General features: G+C 68.3%; 16 protein-coding genes and 2 tRNA genes. 12 read left to right on the top strand and 6 right to left on the bottom strand.

All coding sequences use genetic code 11. From position 1 onward, the window contains the following. The 4 genes from VK923_19105 to rpmH form a co-directional block, all read right to left on the bottom strand. The coding region (locus VK923_19105; GenBank protein HSJ46789.1) for a YidC/Oxa1 family membrane protein insertase at positions 1-578 on the bottom strand (578 nt) is incomplete at its 3' end. Further along, entirely contained in the window at positions 579-887 is a 309-nt protein-coding gene (gene yidD, locus VK923_19100) for a membrane protein insertion efficiency factor YidD (GenBank protein HSJ46788.1), read from the bottom strand. Then, positions 884-1,201, bottom strand: a complete 318-nt coding sequence (rnpA, locus tag VK923_19095) for a ribonuclease P protein component (protein ID HSJ46787.1) — start codon at positions 1,199-1,201, stop codon at positions 884-886. The genes yidD and rnpA overlap by 4 nt, the downstream gene beginning before the upstream one ends. Positions 1,202-1,221: 20 nt before the next feature. Next, on the bottom strand, positions 1,222-1,356 hold the full coding sequence (gene rpmH, locus VK923_19090) for a 50S ribosomal protein L34 (GenBank protein ID HSJ46786.1): 135 nt from the start codon (positions 1,354-1,356) through the stop codon (positions 1,222-1,224). Between the two features lie 620 nt (positions 1,357-1,976). Here rpmH and dnaA point away from each other — a divergent pair. The 10 genes from dnaA (at position 1,977) to VK923_19040 (ending at position 12,646) form a co-directional block, all read left to right on the top strand. Beyond that, positions 1,977-3,362, top strand: a complete 1,386-nt coding sequence (gene dnaA / locus VK923_19085) for a chromosomal replication initiator protein DnaA (GenBank protein HSJ46785.1) — start codon at positions 1,977-1,979, stop codon at positions 3,360-3,362. Positions 3,363-3,784: 422 nt separating this feature from the next. Continuing rightward, the gene (dnaN, locus tag VK923_19080) at positions 3,785-4,906 is read left to right on the top strand and encodes a DNA polymerase III subunit beta (GenBank protein ID HSJ46784.1); all 1,122 of its coding nucleotides are present in this window, start codon (positions 3,785-3,787) and stop codon (positions 4,904-4,906) included. Positions 4,907-4,917: 11 nt separating this feature from the next. Beyond that, on the top strand, positions 4,918-6,075 hold the full coding sequence (gene recF / locus VK923_19075; GenBank protein ID HSJ46783.1) for a DNA replication/repair protein RecF: 1,158 nt from the start codon (positions 4,918-4,920) through the stop codon (positions 6,073-6,075). Beyond that, positions 6,068-6,439 carry a DUF721 domain-containing protein gene (locus VK923_19070; GenBank protein ID HSJ46782.1) on the top strand — a complete coding sequence of 124 codons (372 nt, stop codon included), beginning with the start codon at positions 6,068-6,070 and terminating at the stop codon, positions 6,437-6,439. Before recF ends, VK923_19070 begins: the two co-directional genes overlap by 8 nt. A gap of 241 nt (positions 6,440-6,680) precedes the next feature. Further along, the gene (gene gyrB, locus VK923_19065; GenBank protein ID HSJ46781.1) at positions 6,681-8,669 is read left to right on the top strand and encodes a DNA topoisomerase (ATP-hydrolyzing) subunit B; all 1,989 of its coding nucleotides are present in this window, start codon (positions 6,681-6,683) and stop codon (positions 8,667-8,669) included. Between the two features lie 90 nt (positions 8,670-8,759). Then, a complete protein-coding gene (gene gyrA / locus VK923_19060; protein HSJ46780.1) occupies positions 8,760-11,231 on the top strand; it encodes a DNA gyrase subunit A in 2,472 nt (823 codons plus the stop codon). Between the two features lie 132 nt (positions 11,232-11,363). Next, positions 11,364-11,771 carry a DUF3566 domain-containing protein gene (locus tag VK923_19055; GenBank protein ID HSJ46779.1) on the top strand — a complete coding sequence of 136 codons (408 nt, stop codon included), beginning with the start codon at positions 11,364-11,366 and terminating at the stop codon, positions 11,769-11,771. Positions 11,772-11,839: 68 nt separating this feature from the next. After that, positions 11,840-11,913 (top strand) — tRNA-Ile (locus VK923_19050). A gap of 186 nt (positions 11,914-12,099) precedes the next feature. Then, positions 12,100-12,172: transfer RNA gene (locus VK923_19045), tRNA-Ala, on the top strand. A gap of 54 nt (positions 12,173-12,226) precedes the next feature. Next, the gene (locus VK923_19040) at positions 12,227-12,646 is read left to right on the top strand and encodes a cyclic nucleotide-binding domain-containing protein (protein HSJ46778.1); all 420 of its coding nucleotides are present in this window, start codon (positions 12,227-12,229) and stop codon (positions 12,644-12,646) included. Between the two features lie 450 nt (positions 12,647-13,096). On the opposite strand, the gene VK923_19035 is transcribed toward VK923_19040, so the two are convergent. Then, a complete protein-coding gene (locus VK923_19035) occupies positions 13,097-13,783 on the bottom strand; it encodes a DedA family protein (protein HSJ46777.1) in 687 nt (228 codons plus the stop codon). Positions 13,784-13,865: 82 nt separating this feature from the next. Between VK923_19035 and VK923_19030 the strand changes: the two genes are divergently transcribed. Beyond that, positions 13,866-14,210, top strand: coding sequence for a hypothetical protein (locus VK923_19030; protein HSJ46776.1), 345 nt, complete (start codon positions 13,866-13,868; stop codon positions 14,208-14,210). A gap of 142 nt (positions 14,211-14,352) precedes the next feature. Here VK923_19030 and VK923_19025 read toward each other — a convergent pair whose 3' ends face one another. After that, on the bottom strand, positions 14,353-14,601 hold the full coding sequence (locus VK923_19025) for a cell division protein CrgA (GenBank protein ID HSJ46775.1): 249 nt from the start codon (positions 14,599-14,601) through the stop codon (positions 14,353-14,355). A 28-nt stretch (positions 14,602-14,629) separates the two neighbouring features. Here VK923_19025 and VK923_19020 point away from each other — a divergent pair, with 28 nt between their 5' ends. Further along, on the top strand, positions 14,630-14,848 hold the full coding sequence (locus tag VK923_19020; protein HSJ46774.1) for a hypothetical protein: 219 nt from the start codon (positions 14,630-14,632) through the stop codon (positions 14,846-14,848). Positions 14,849-14,852: the final 4 nt, after the last annotated feature.

The raw sequence follows: 14,852 nt of genomic DNA, 5'->3' as shown, positions 1-14,852 counted from the left end.
ATCTGCTGATCGTCGGCAGCGACGGCCTGACGCCCCATCATCTGCTTCTGCTGCACGAACGTCGTGACGCCCATCAGGAGCAGCATGCCGATCGCGATGATGCCGGCCTGGCTGGCTGGCGCCTGGAGCGTCGCATCAATGGGGAACGGCGCCTCGACCAGCTCGGGGATGACGTCAGGGCTGCGCAGCATGCTGAACAGCGCCACGAAGATCGGCATCTGGGCGATCAGGGGGAGGCAGCTCGAGGCGGGGTTGACGTTGTGCTCCTTGTACAGCGCCATCAGCTCTTCCTGCTGCTTCTGGCGCCGCTCGCGGTACTTCTCGGGATCGGTCCGCATCATCCCGCGGTCGGTCTTGTACTTCGACTGGATCCGTTTCATGTCCGGCCGAAGCTTCTGCATCGCCTGCATCGAGCGGAACTGCCTGATCGCCAGCGGCATCATCGCCACGCGCACCAGCACGGTCAGCAGCACGATGGCGACAGCCCATGCGTAGTCACCGAACAGGCCGGTCGTCGCGTCGTGGAAGAACCGCAGAACTTCGCCGAGGGCCTCGAGCAGCCCTGTCCAGATACTCATCTACCGACCCTCGCTGGTCATGACATGGGTGCGACGCGGCCCGGCGTCCGTGCGTGGTGGTACGTGGTCGACCCCGCCCGGGTTCCATGGGTGGCAGCGGCCGAGCCGCCGGATCGCCAACCAGCCACCACGCACGGCACCGAAGCGTCGCACGGCGGTGATGCCGTAGGCCGAGCAACTGGGGTAGAACCTGCAGCGGTTCTGGTCGATCCGTGGCACGAGCTGCCAGGCGCGCATGAGCAGCACCAGCACCTGCGCAACCGGGTTCCACCGGGCCGCGGTGTCGGACGTCACACGCTGTGTCGTCATCGTCGTGCCCGCTCCGCTGCACGGGTGGTCAGACGCTCGAGGTCGCGGTGCAGGGTCGTGAAGGGCGCGCGGACGGCGTCCGAACGTGCATCCACGACCAGGTCGGCGCCGGCCGGCAACCGGGCCCGGCGTGCCGCGGCACGCAGCCGGCGCTTGGCCCGGTTGCGGACCACGGCGCCGCCGATCGCACGGTTGGCGACGATCGTCAGTCCGCCACCGTCCTCGCTGTCGGAGCACAGCGCATGCACGACCATCGTCGGGGACGCCGCTCGCATCCGCGCCGCCCGCACGGCCCGGATGCGACGCGACGACATGACCGCCACAGGCTGCCTACTCAGGCGGTCAGCGTCCTGCGGCCCTTCGCACGCCGCCGACGGATGATGGCGCGGCCCGAACGGGTACGCATGCGCGAGCGGAAGCCGTGCTTGCGCTTGCGGCGACGGTTGTTGGGCTGATACGTGCGCTTCATGCTCGTTCCTCGAGTGCTCGCCTGGAGCCGGGACCAACTGGGCATGGATGGGGTGCTGCAACGGCAGAAGTGTCTGATGGGCGGGCAACCGCGGGCCGTGTGCCGCGCCCGTTGGCGGAACCGGTTGCGAAGCACTGGCAACGGGAGGTTCCGCTGGTGCTGCAGGACGACGGTGCCGTTGCAACGACGACCATGTCGTTTGCGTGTATACGAGTCTAGAACGGCCGGAACCCCCCGCAACCACGGATCCCGGCTTGCCCCCGGGGGTGGCCGGCCGGTACGTCCGGAGCACGGAATACGTGTTGCGGCTCAGCGCATCCCGAACCTATACTCCTGCCCCGCGTTCGGTCGCGAAGCAGACCCGGGGTCACACTCGTTCCACATGTGCCGTCAGGCCACAGCGCGGGAGCGGGAATGAGTTCGACGTCTGCTGCAGCCGATCCGGCGTCACCGCTTCCCTGGTGCAGACGTGGCGTGAGCCGCACTCGATTCCCGGTGCACCCCGGTGGGAAGCCACGCTCGTGGCACCAGTCCACAGCTGTGGAAAGGTATGTGGACAACACCGGTTGCCCAAGGCGGTCGACGCAGATCGCCACAGACGACAAGGGAGGATCGCGCCTGTGGAAACCGTCGTGGGCGATCTGGATCAGATCTGGCAGGCCAGCCTCAAGATCCTGCGGGAGGACCTGACGGCAGCGGCGCTGCACGCCTGGCTCGACGAGACCCAGCCGATCGGCATCGAGAACGACACCGTGGTGCTCGCGGCACCTCACCGGTTCGCCCGCGAGCAGCTCGACGCGCGGTACGGCGACACGCTGCGGTCCGCCCTGACCGCGGCCGCCGGACGTGCTCTGAGCATCCTGGTCATCGTGCGCACCGACGACCAGTCACGCGAGCCGGCCGTCGCGCCGGCGCAGCCGCCTCCAGCGCAGTACAAGCCGGAGCCGGCGCCGACGATCCCGGTCGCGGCGGGCGGGCGCCTGAACAAGAAGTACACGTTCGACCGGTTCGTCATCGGTGCCAGCAACAGGTTCGCCCATGCCGCCGCGTTCGCGGTCGCCGAGGCACCGGCGCAGGCGTACAACCCGCTGTTCATCTACGGCGGGGCCGGACTGGGCAAGACCCATCTACTGCAGGCCGTCGGCCATTACACGACGTCGCTGTTTGGTGACCTCCGAGTGCACTACGCGACCAGCGAGCAGTTCACCAACGAGTTCATCGACGCGATCCAGAACGGTCGCCGGGTCGGGTTCCAGCGGCGGTACCGCGACGTCGACGTGCTGATGATCGACGACATCCAGTTCCTCGAGAACAAGGAGCAGACGCAGGAGGAGTTCTTCCACACCTTCAACGCGCTGCACAACGCCCAGAAGCAGATCGTCATCTCGTCCGACCGACCGCCCAAGGAGATCGGGCAGCTCGAGGAGCGCCTGCGCACACGGTTCAGCTGGGGCCTTATCACCGACATCCAGCCACCCGACCTGGAAACACGCCTGGCCATCCTGCGGAAGAAGTCCCAGCAGGACCACCTGCCGATCCCCGACGATGTACTGGAGCTGATCGCCAGCCGGGTGTCGTCGAACATCCGCGAGCTCGAGGGGGCGCTGATCCGCGTGGCGGCGTTCGCCAGCCTCCAGCGGACCGAGGTCACGTTCGAGCTCGGCCAGATGGTGCTCAAGGACCTGCTTCCCGAGCCGTCGCGCGCCGACATCACCGTCGGGCTGATCATGAGCCAGACCGCCGACTACTTCGGCCTCACGCTCGACGACCTGTGCTCGACCAGCCGGACCCGCCAGCTGGTCAACGCGCGCCAGATCGCGATGTACCTCACGCGCGAGCTGACGGACCTGTCGCTGCCCAAGATCGGACAGGCGTTCGGTGGTCGTGACCATACGACGGTCATCCACGCGACCAACAAGATCGGTGGGCTCATGCAGGAGCGTCACGCGATCTTCGACCAGGTCCAGGAGCTCACGACCCGGATCAAGAACGCGGCGAACGCGTAGGTCGGACACGATGCGGACGTTGTGGAGTTCCTGTGCACGCCATGGAGGACAGGGTGTGGAAAACTGTGGGTTGTCCACGCCCACGCTGAACCACATGGGTGTCGTGGGGACAACCGGCCGGTTCTCCCCACGGCGTCAACACGGGATCCACGCGCGGTGCACAGGCAGCGCAGACCGTCCGACCAGGGGAGATGGCAGGTTGTCCACAGGAACCGGGTTTCCCTACGACGACGACGGATCTGATCTATCCAACTCGTACTGCAACCGGGCCCGTGCTGAGATGTGTACAAGTACACAGCGTCCGATGCCATCGCGCACGTGGGGACCGGCTCCGCCGGACACTCGACCCGGACGGTCCCGTCACCAGGTGACCAGCGTGGGTTGGACCACCCATCACCCGATCCATCCCTTCGGAGGTCGTCATGAAGTTCCGGGCTGAGCGCACCGAGTTCGCCGAGGCAGCGAGCTGGGTGCTGCGCACGGTCGGTGCGCGGGCGACGCTGCCGGCGTTGTCCGGCGTGCGCATGGAGATCGCAGGCGACCGGTTGCTGCTGGGTTCCACCGACCTGGAGGTCTCGAGCACCCTGTCGATCCCCGTCCAGGCCGATCGGGAGGGCACCGCGCTGGTGCCTGGCCGGCTTCTCGGCGATGTCGTCCGCAGCCTGCCCAACGCCGCCGTCAGCGCCGACGCTGGCAACGACCGCCTGCACCTGGAGTGCGGCAACGCGCGGTTCGACCTCCGGCTGATGCCGCTGGAGGACTTCCCCGCCCTGGCGACGACCGGCGGCGACAGCACGCCGGCGGTGATGAAGGCCGATGAGTTCGCGGCGCGCGTCGCCCAGGTCGCACGGGCCGCGAGCACCGACGACGCGCGGCCGGTGCTGACCGGCGTCTACGTCGAGGCCACCGCCGAGAACCTCGTGCTCGCCGCCACGGACTCCTACCGGCTGGCCGTGCTCACGCTCGATTGGGAGCAGGACGTCGAGGGCACCGTGCTGCTGCCACGCCGTGCGCTCGACGAGGCGCGCCGGTCGGCCGAGCAGCTCGGCTCCGAGGTGCGGATGACCTTCGAGGAGAGCCAGGTCGGGTTCGACTTCGGCGACCGTCAGCTTGTCACCCGCCTCATCGAGGGGTCGTTCCCGCCGTTCCGGCAGCTGATCCCGACCGGCTACGAGCGGCGGCTGGAGGTCGACCGTGCCGATCTGATCGAGGTCGTGCGCCGCGTCTCGGTGGTCGGGGACGCCAACACGACGGCCACCCCGGTCACGCTCCACCTGTCGGCGGACACCGTGCGGGTGACCGCGGGGAGTGGCGAGATCGGCGAGGCCGAGGAGTCCATGCCGGGCGTGCTGCAGGGCGATGACCTGCAGATCGCCTTCAACCCGCGCTACCTGACCGACGGGCTGGACGCGACGGGCACTCAGCAGGTGGCCCTGGAGTTCCGCGACGAGCTCAAGCCGGCGGTCATCCGTCCCACCGGTGCATCCGATGACGAGGAGTCCGAGGTTGACTTCCTCTACCTGCTGATGCCCGTTCGGCTGTAGCAGGCGGGCGGGTGCTGCTCGAGCAGCTGGAGCTGATCGACTTCCGCGCCTATCCGAGCGTGGACGTGGTGTTCCACCCCGGTCCGAACGTCCTGCTGGGGCGCAACGCGCAGGGCAAGACCAACATCCTGGAGGCTGTGTACTACCTGGCGACGGGCTCGAGCCGTCGCACGAGCAGCGACGGACCGCTCGTGCGGTTCGGGTGCGATGCGGCGATCATCCGCGCCGACGCGCGCACGGACGGGGGTCGTCCGCTACGGATCGAGTACGAGCTGCGACCTGGTGGACGGTCCAGGGCGCGCGTAGGTGGCCAGGCACAGCAACGGGTGCGCGATGCGATCGGGCTGCTCCGGGCCGTGCTGTTCGCCCCGGAGGACGTGCAGCTGGTGCGCGGAGACCCCTCGGAGCGGCGGCGGTTCCTCGACGACCTGCTGACTCAGCGCCGCCCCGCGTACCACGCGGCACGCCAGGAGTACGACCGTGTCCTGCGTCAGCGCAACACGCTGCTGCGCACGGCACGCGGCCGGGGCGTGCCGCCGGCGTCGACGCTGGACACCTGGACCGACGCGCTCGTGTCGGCGGGGGCGGCGGTGCTGGCCGCCCGCATCGCGGCCGTGCACGCGCTCGCGGGCCCAACGGCGCGGGCCTACGCCGACCTGCTCGGCGGTGACGCCGGTGAGCCCGCCCAGGTGCGGCTCGACTACCAGCTTTCGACCGGGCGTCAGGTGGTCGGTGCGCCCGGAGAGGGCGTACCGGATCCCGCAGAGCTGGCCGCGGAACTGCGGGCCGGGCTCGACGAGCGGTTGTCGTCGGAGATCGAGCGGGGGGTCACGCTGGCGGGCCCCCACCGGGACGACCTCGGGCTGACGCTGTCCGATCTGCCGGCGAAGGGGTTCGCGAGCCACGGCGAGACCTGGTCGCTGGTGCTGGCGCTGCGGCTGGCCAGTCGCGAGGTGCTGTTCGAGGTCGGCGACGAGCCGGTCGTGCTGCTCGACGACGTGTTCGCCGAGCTCGACGAGGAGCGTCGACGCCGCCTGGCCGCGCACTGCGACCGGTTCGGCCAGGTGCTGGTGACGGCCGCCGTCGCCGATGATGTGCCACTGGACGGTCCGCGCTACACCGTCCGCGACCGCAGGATCATCCCACCACCGGAGACCGTCGATGCATGAGCAGCCACGCCGACGCTGGTACGACCCCATGGGCGCGGGCGCCGCACCACCGACGAACCCCGCCGAGATCACGCCGCTGCGCGACGCCCTGCGTGTGCTCGCCGCCCGGCGGGGGTGGGAGTCCCACCTCGTCGCCGGCGACCTGCTGGCCGAGTGGGAGTCGATCGTCGGACCGCAGCTGGCTCGCAACACGGCGCCGCTGCGGTTGACCGGAGGCGTGCTGGTGCTGGCGGCCAGGACGCCCCTGTGGGCCGTCGAGGTCCGCCAGCTCGGCGGCGTGATCAGCCGCCGCGTCAACGAGCGCCTCGGGGAGGGCACCGTGCGTTCGATCACGGTGTCCGTTCGTCAGGCAGCAGGCCGCTGACCTGCGGAAATGCGCGGAAGGCCAAGCACAGGCCATCGCCTTGGCTGTGGTACAATCAACAGTACACAGACCGCTCCGGCTCCCAGCGCGGCTGCCAACGCGTGAGCGTGCCTAGTCCACCCTGTGATTCCGGCCGGTCGCTCATCTCGTTACGCGTCGTTGCAGTGATCGCTGCGGTTGTGTGGCCGCCCCTGCGGGCCCTCACGGTCATCCGCAAGACGCACGAAGAAACGACATACCTGTGAGCACGAGTCCATCGGAGTACGGCGCGAAGGACATCACGGTCCTCGAGGGCCTCGAGGCCGTGCGCAAGCGTCCGGGCATGTACATCGGGTCGACCGGTCCGCGTGGCCTCCACCACCTGGTCTACGAGGTCGTCGACAACTCGGTCGACGAGGCGATGGCCGACCGCTGCAGCCAGATCGACGTCCTGCTCGGGACGGACGGCTCGGTCCGCGTGTCCGACAACGGTCGGGGGATCCCCGTCGAGGAGCACCCGACCCTGCACCGCTCGGCGCTGGAGGTCGTGCTCACCGTCCTGCATGCCGGCGGCAAGTTCGACAACAAGTCGTACGCGGTCTCCGGCGGGCTCCACGGAGTCGGCGTGTCGGTCGTCAACGCGCTGTCCGAGCGCCTGGTGGCCGAGGTGCGCCGCGACGGCCGGCTGTACCGGCAGACGTTCCGCCGCGGGGTGCCGGATGCGCCGGTCGCCGACGTCGGCGACGCACAGGGAACCGGCACGACGATCACGTTCTGGGCTGACCCCGACATCTTCGAGACGCTGGACTACAACTGGGACACGCTGATCACGCGGTTCCGTGAGACCGCGTTTCTGACCGCGGGCCTGCGCATCACCGTCACCGACGAGCGCGACCTCGACGAGGCCGGTGAACCGCGCCGCCTCGACTTCCGCTTCGACGGCGGGTTGCGGGACTTCGTGAGCCACCTCTCACACGCGAAGGAGCCGCTGCACGACTCGATCATCTCGTTCAGCGCAGCCGAGGACGACGAGGCCGGGCCTCAGGAGGTCGACATCGCCCTGCAGTGGAACGGCAGCTTCCACGACTCGATCCACACCTTCGCCAACACGATCAACACCCATGAGGGCGGTACGCACGAGGAGGGCTTCAAGAAGGCCCTGACCGGCGTGGTCAACCGCGTGGCGCGCGACTCCGGCCTGTTCAAGCCGACCAGCAAGGAGAAGGACCTCACGCTGACCGGTGAGGACATCCGCGAGGGCCTGGTCGCGATCGTCTCGGTCAAGCTCGCCGACCCACAGTTCGAGGGCCAGACGAAGACGAAGCTGGGCAACACCGAGGTCCGCAGCTTCGTCGAGCGCACCTGCAACGAGCACCTCAAGAACTGGTTCGCGGAGCATCCGCAGGAGACGCGGGTGATCGTCAACAAGGCGATCCAGGGCGCGCGTGCCAGACTCGCGGCGCGCAAGGCCCGCGACCTGACGCGACGCAAGGGCCTGCTCGAGTCGCACTCGCTGCCCGGCAAGCTGGCGGACTGCCAGTCCAGCGATGCTGCCGAGACCGAGATCTTCGTGGTCGAGGGGGACTCTGCGGGTGGCTCGTCCAAGCAGGCCCGCGACCGGCGGATCCAGGCGATCCTGCCGATCCGCGGCAAGATCCTCAACGTCGAGAAGGCGCGTTTGGGCAAGGCGCTCGAGAACCGCGAGATCCAGGCGCTGATCACCGCGATCGGCACTGGGATCGGCGACGAGTTCGACGTCGAGAAGTTGCGGTACCACAAGATCGTGATGCTCATGGACGCCGACGTCGACGGCGCCCACATCCGCACGTTGGTGCTGACGTTCCTGTTCCGCCACATGCGCGAACTGATCGAGACGGGTCATGTGTACATCGCCCAGCCGCCGCTGTACCAGATCACGCCGGCGAACAGCAAGGACAAGCACCGCGACGCGCGGTACGCGTTCAGCGACAACGAGCGCGACGCGATCCTGCTGGAGCTGCGTGGGGCGGTCAACGGCAACGGCAAGGCGCGAAAGTTCGACATCTTCCGCTTCAAGGGGCTCGGTGAGATGGACCCGGAGCAGCTGTGGGAGACCACGATGAACCCGTCGGCGCGGGTCATGCGCCAGGTGACCATGGAGGACGCCGCCGCCGCCGACAAGCTGTTCACGACGTTGATGGGCGACGACGTCGAGGCACGCCGCGACTTCATCGTGCGCAACGCCAAGGACGTCCGCTTCCTGGACGTCTGAGCCCTCCTCTCAGCCATCCCCCACACGGGCGGATGTGGCAGGTCGTGAGATCCGACCTCGAACAGCGACAGCGGTAGGTCACGTGAGAACATGAGCGAAGAGGTCTTGTCAGACGCCGGCGAGCCGGACGAGCAGTTCGAGCCCATCGAGCTCGAGGACGAGTTGCAGCGCTCGTACCTCGACTACGCGATGTCGGTCATCGTCGGCCGCGCGCTGCCCAGCGCGCAGGACGGCCTGAAGCCGGTGCACAGGCGGATCCTGTACTCGATGTTCGAGGGCGGGATGCGGGCGACGGCCAAGCAGCGCAAGGCCGCGGCCGCCGTCGGTGACGTGATGAAGAAATACCACCCGCACGGCGACTCGGCGATCTACGACGCGCTGGTCCGTATGGCCCAGCCGTGGGCGATCCGGTACCCGCTGATCGACGGGCACGGCAACTTCGGGTCGGTCGACGGAGACCCCGCCGCGGCCATGCGTTACACCGAGGCGCGCCTGTCGCCGCTCGCGATGGAGCTGCTGCGCGACATCGACGAGGACACCGTCGACTTCGTCGACAACTACGACGGTGAGGAGTCAGAGCCCGTCGTCCTGCCCAGCCGGTTCCCGAACCTGCTCGTCAACGGCAGCTCGGGCATCGCCGTCGGCATGTCGACCAACGTGCCGCCGCACAACCTGGTCGAGATGACCAACGCAGTGATCGCATGCATCAACGACCCCGACCTCACCCTCGACGACGTCCAGCGTCTCTGCCCCGGCCCTGACTTCCCGACGGGCGCGCAGATCATGGGCGCGGCCGCGATCCGCGAGGCCTACGAGACCGGGCGCGGGTCGATCCGCATGCGCGCCGTCAGTGAGATCGAGGAGGACCGCAACGGCGAGAGCATCGTCATCTCCGAGCTGCCATACCAGGTCAACAAGGCGAACCTGGCCATGAAGATCGCAGAGCTGGTCAACGAGCGGCGCATCACCGGCATCCGCAACGTGCGCGACGAATCGAACCGTGAGGGGATCCGCCTCGTCGTCGAGCTGCAGCGGGGCGCGAACGCCCAGGTCGTGTTGAACCAGCTCTACAAGATGACCCAGCTACAGGAGACGTTCGGCGTCATCAACCTCGCACTGGTCGACGGCGTGCCGCGGACGCTCGGCCTGCTCGACACGATCCGCCTCTACATCGACCATCAGATCTCGATCATCACGCGGCGGACGCAGTACCGCCTGCGCAAGGCTGAGGAGCGGGCGCACGTCCTCGAGGGACTGATCGTCGCGCTCGACCACCTCGACGAGGTCATCGACCTCATCCGCAACGCGGCGTCGGCCGACGCCGCGCTCGGCCAGCTGCAGGAGCGCTTCGAGCTGTCGGAGATCCAGGCCCGGGCGATCCTTGACATGCAGCTGCGCCGCCTGGCCGCGCTGGAGCGTCAGCGGATCCTCGACGAGTACGCCGAGCTGCAGGGGCGCATCGCCGACCTGCGCGACATCCTCGGCCGACCCGAGCGCGTGCGCGCGATCATCATCGAGGAACTGTCGGAGTTACGCGACCGCTTCGGCGACGCCCGGCGCACGCACATCATGCCCGGCGAGGGTGACCTGGGCATGACCGACCTCATCCCGGTCGAGGACGTCGTGGTCACCGTGTCGCGCGCCGGCTACGTCAAGCGGACGAAGGTGAGCGAGTACCGCACGCAGCGCAGGGGTGGGAAGGGAGTCGCCGGCGCGGGTCTCAAGGAGGACGACATCGTCCGGGACCTGTTCGTCACAACCACCCACCACTGGCTGCTGTTCTTCACCAACCTCGGCCGTGTGTACCGGGTGCGGGCGTGGAACATCCCGGAGAAGTCCAGGACGGCGCGCGGGGTCTACGTCACCAGCGTGGAGGGTCTGGCGCTGGAGCCCGACGAGCGCATCGCCGCGGTGCTCGCGCTGAAGGACTTCGAGGGCAACGGCGGCCACTTCCTCACCTTCGCCACCGAGCAGGGCATGATCAAGCGCACCGCGCTCGAGGAATACGACTCGCCGCGGCAGGTGCTGATCGCGATCAACCTGCGCGAGGGCGACCGCCTGATCGGCGTGTCGGTGACGACGGGTGACGACGACATCTTTCTGGTGTCCCGCAAGGGTATGGCGATCAGGTTCCACGAGACGGATGCGCGCGCCATAGGACGCGACACGACCGGCGTGATCGGGATGCAACTTGACGACGACGACGCCGTGTTGTCGATGACGCCTGCTGTGACTGACGGACAGCTGTTGGTCGTGACCGAAGAAGGCTACGGTAAGCGGACGCCACTGGAGCGCTACCCCGGCCAGCGGCGTGGTGGCAAGGGCGTGCGTTCCGCCAAGCTGACCGATGCGCGAGGTGCGCTGGTCGGTGCCCTGGTCGCAGCCTACGAACAGGAGATCTTCATCATCACCGACACCGGTACGATCATCCGGATGGACGTCAAGGACATCCGGCCAACCGGTCGCTCGACGCAGGGCGTGCGCGTGATGACCCCGACCGAGGGTGCCAGGGTGGTGTCCATCGCCCCGGTCCGCGAAGGCGAAGAGCTGGAGGACGAATAGCCAATGGGAGACTGGCTGCCATCGGAGCGCTCGACGCCTACGGACAGAACGGGCAGCACCGACCGCGGCAGCGTGGCGACACGGGAGACACGGGATGACGGTGACGGACGCCGACAGCGGTTCACTGACGTCGTGACCGCGCGCACCCGGGCGGTCGCCACCAGCGCCCGCCCTGCCAACACCAGGCCGACGCGTCGGCTCATCCGCCGCGACATCATGGTCCGCCGCGTCGATCCGTGGTCGGTCCTCAAGATCAGCGTGGTCTTCTACACGTGCATGCTGGTCATCGCGATGCTCGCCAACGCGGTCTTCTGGGCCTTCATCACGCGGCTCGGCCTGATCGACCAGGTGACGGACATCGCTGGGGCGCTCAACATCGCACTGCGGATCAACACGGGCAACATCCTGCGGGCGTTCTTCCTCATCGGTGTGCTCGGCGTCATCTTCTGGTCCGCGGTCAACGTGTTCCTGGCGTTCCTGTACAATCTGGTCGCTGATCTGATCGGGGGGATTCGTGTCGATCTCGCCGAGGACGAGTAGGCGCCGTGGTTCAGCACCGCACGGACTGCATCGGTTCGTGGCGCCCGCTAGACTCACGAGTCCCACGCGGGCCATTAGCTCAGGCGGTTAGAGCGCGCCCCTGATAAGGGCGAGGTCCGAGGTTCAAGTCCTCGATGGCCCACGACACGCGGGTTTGGTCAGGTGACCTGCCGATCACGACATGAGGTTCGCCCATGCGCAAGTTGATCCTCCTCGCTCTCGCCGCTGCCGCGGTCACCGCGTTCCTCAAGCGCCAGCGCGACCGCGAGTTCGACGAGTCGATCTGGGAGGAGCCGCAGGGCGCCTGACGCCCGCGCGCGACACCCCAGGGCCCTTAGCTCAATTGGTAGAGCGCCACCTTTGCAAGGTGGAGGTCGCCGGTTCGATTCCGGCAGGGTCCACGGGCTGGCCTGTCCTCGTTGCGGTCCCGCGTGCGTGCGTGATAGGACTGCGCAATGAGCGACCTGACCGAGTCCGACCGGATCGAGCACCTGCGTTCCGTCCCGTTGTTCGCGGGCGTGAGCAACGAGGGGCTCGATCGCGTGCTGGCGGCCGCCAGTGAGCACGAGGTCCCTGCCGGCCATGTGCTGATCCAGCCTGATCAGGCCGGCTCCGGCCTGTTCATCATCGAGGACGGGACGGTGGTCGTCGAGCGCCCCAACGGGATCGTGGAGCTGGGAGCCGGCGAGTTCATCGGCGAGCTCGCGTTGCTGTTCGACGGGGCCGTGCACTCGGTGCGGGTCCGGGCCGCGACGCCGGTGCGCGTCCTTGCGCTCGCACGCGATGACTTCACGGCCCTGATCGAGTCGGAGCCACAGGTGGCGCTGGCCATGCTACGGGTCCTGGCACGTCGGCTCTGGAACGCGTCCCGATAGGCACCGACGGTCAGCCGCGGGATCCGACACCAGGGACCCGGTGGCCGGCCTGCCAGACGCGGTGATGCAGTCGGGATCCGCGAGGACCGCGATGTCGTCGAGCGGGGTCCAGTCGAGGGTGATGACGTCGGCGTCGTAGCCGTCGGCGAGCAGGCCGGATCGCGGAGCCCGCGGCCCCAAGCGTGCGTGGTCCGTGACGGTCGCCGCCGTGATGACCACGTCGGGTGCCAATGCCCCAGGTCGGCGAGCAGCACCGCCTCCCTGCGCGCAGCATCTCGCGTCCTGCATAGGTGATCTGGCCGCGGTCCATCACGACGACGCCGGGCTCGACGGGATCACCGCGTCCCGGGAGCAGCCGTGCGCCTGAATCCGCCGCATCTGCGGTCCTAACGTGTCTCCGCGCCATTTGTGTACGCGTACGCGAATGGGGCCGGAGGACCGGACCGACGGTCAGCTGCTGCTGGTCAACGAGATGCGGTCGCGGCGGCTCCAGACGAACTTGACCACAGCGCCGAGCAGCAGCGCGATGACGGCGTAGTTGAACCAGTCCGAGTACTCGCCGACGTTGCGCCAGTGGTCACCCAGCAGGTAGCCCGCCGCGATCAGCAGGGTGTTCCAGATGGCACTGCCCAGCAGCGTGAGGGCGATGAACGACCCGAGGGGCATCCGGCGGAAGCCGGCCGGCAAAGAGATCAGGCTGCGGACACCGGGCACGAGGCGCCCGATGAACACCGAGGAGCGGTCGTTGCGGTCGAACCAAGCCTCGGCCCGGTCGAGGTCCTCGGCCTCCATGAGGGGCAGTGTGCCGAGCACCCGCCGCACGCGCTGGTTGCCCCAGGCACCGGCGAGCCGGTACAGCGCGAGTGCGCCAGCCGTGGACCCGACGGTCGACGCCACGACGGCAGCCACGAGGTTGAGCCGGCCCTGCCCCGCGAGGAACCCGGCCATCGGCAGCACGAGCTCGCTGGGGATCGGTGGGAAGAACACCTCGGCCAGCGTCAGGACGCCCACGCCGATGGCGCCGAGCAGCTCGATGACGTCGGCGATCCATCCGATCAGGCCCGTGAGCTCCGACGGATCGCCACCGCTCGCTGCGAGCGGTGGTGCGACGGCTGCGAGCAGGGGGGCGTGGAGCACGGCCGGGTCGTACCCGCTCGCGGGGACGAGACACGCCGGGTGGGACGGTACTGTTGGCTTCGGCGGATCGGGAGGCCGTCGCATGGGTCGTGGTATCACCGCTGTCCTCGTCGTCGCGGTTGCCGTCCTCGTCGTGGCATTCACCGACGTGCCGGCGGCCTACGTCTTCGCGCCTCTGTTGGGAGCGGCCATCCTCTGGTTCGGGATCGGGTCGCTCATGTCGCTGCAGGCAGGCGCGGCGCACATCCCCGACGGCGACCCAGCACCGGTCGATCCGACCACCGAGCGGACCACCTACTGGTGCGCGGGCTGTGGCGCCGAGATGCTGCTGCTCGTGCGCGGCACCCAGAGTCCACCGCGCCACTGTGGAGAACGGATGCGCGAGCGCGTGGAGATCCTCCGCGAACGCCTCAGCGAGGACCGATGAGGCATCCACACCTGTGGATAACCATGTGGATAGGGGCGGAGGACCGGACGGCCACGTTATCCCCACCTGTGGATGACATTGGGGAAATCTCACAGATGGGGTTCGTCGACTGACAGAAGTGTCGCGCGTGCGGCGCCCGATGTCACCGCCAGCGGCTCAGCGTGACCAGGCCGCCCGCCATGAGGACGAAGCCGATGATCAGATTGATGTTGCCCCCCGGCAACCCTGGAATGAGGTACATCACGATCAGGATCAGCGACCCGAGACCGATCAGTGACATGCCCAGCACCGGCACCCAGCGAGGGCTCGGCCTCGGCTTCGGTGGCTTCGGTGGGATGTAGGTCGAGCGCTTCGATCTGGACTTCGGCACGGTCCGCTCCGTACGTCTCACTGCTGAGGCTCATGGTACGGTCTCGACGTTGACCTCGAAGACGACCACCGGGGCGCGGCCCTTGAGCACCCGCGTGACCGGCGTGCTCTGGTGGACCCTGCTGGCATGCGGTGCCGGCGTGCTGCTGTACCTCGTGTACGCGCCCCTGTTCACCAGCGTCACGGCCGACCGCGCACAGCACGTTCTGCGCACGCAGTGCGACCGACACGTCGACCGACTGTTCGTCGCCAACCCCGTGCCGGGCTGACGAT

Source organism: Euzebyales bacterium, from assembly GCA_035461305.1.
Lineage (GTDB): Bacteria > Actinomycetota > Nitriliruptoria > Euzebyales > JAHELV01 > JAHELV01.
This window is presented reverse-complemented; position numbering and strand designations above follow the sequence as displayed.

Excerpts from the sequence above, each read along its gene's own strand:
- dnaN (HSJ46784.1), top strand. The coding sequence starts at position 3,785 with ATGAAGTTCCGGGCTGAGCGCACCGAGTTCGCCGAGGCAGCGAGCTGG.
- VK923_19070 (HSJ46782.1), top strand. The coding sequence starts at position 6,068 with ATGCATGAGCAGCCACGCCGACGCTGGTACGACCCCATGGGCGCGGGC.
- VK923_19040 (HSJ46778.1), top strand. The coding sequence starts at position 12,227 with ATGAGCGACCTGACCGAGTCCGACCGGATCGAGCACCTGCGTTCCGTC.
- rpmH (HSJ46786.1), bottom strand. The coding sequence starts at position 1,356 with ATGAAGCGCACGTATCAGCCCAACAACCGTCGCCGCAAGCGCAAGCAC.
- yidD (HSJ46788.1), bottom strand. The coding sequence starts at position 887 with ATGACGACACAGCGTGTGACGTCCGACACCGCGGCCCGGTGGAACCCG.
- VK923_19030 (HSJ46776.1), top strand. The coding sequence starts at position 13,866 with ATGGGTCGTGGTATCACCGCTGTCCTCGTCGTCGCGGTTGCCGTCCTC.
- rnpA (HSJ46787.1), bottom strand. The coding sequence starts at position 1,201 with ATGTCGTCGCGTCGCATCCGGGCCGTGCGGGCGGCGCGGATGCGAGCG.
- gyrA (HSJ46780.1), top strand. The coding sequence starts at position 8,760 with ATGAGCGAAGAGGTCTTGTCAGACGCCGGCGAGCCGGACGAGCAGTTC.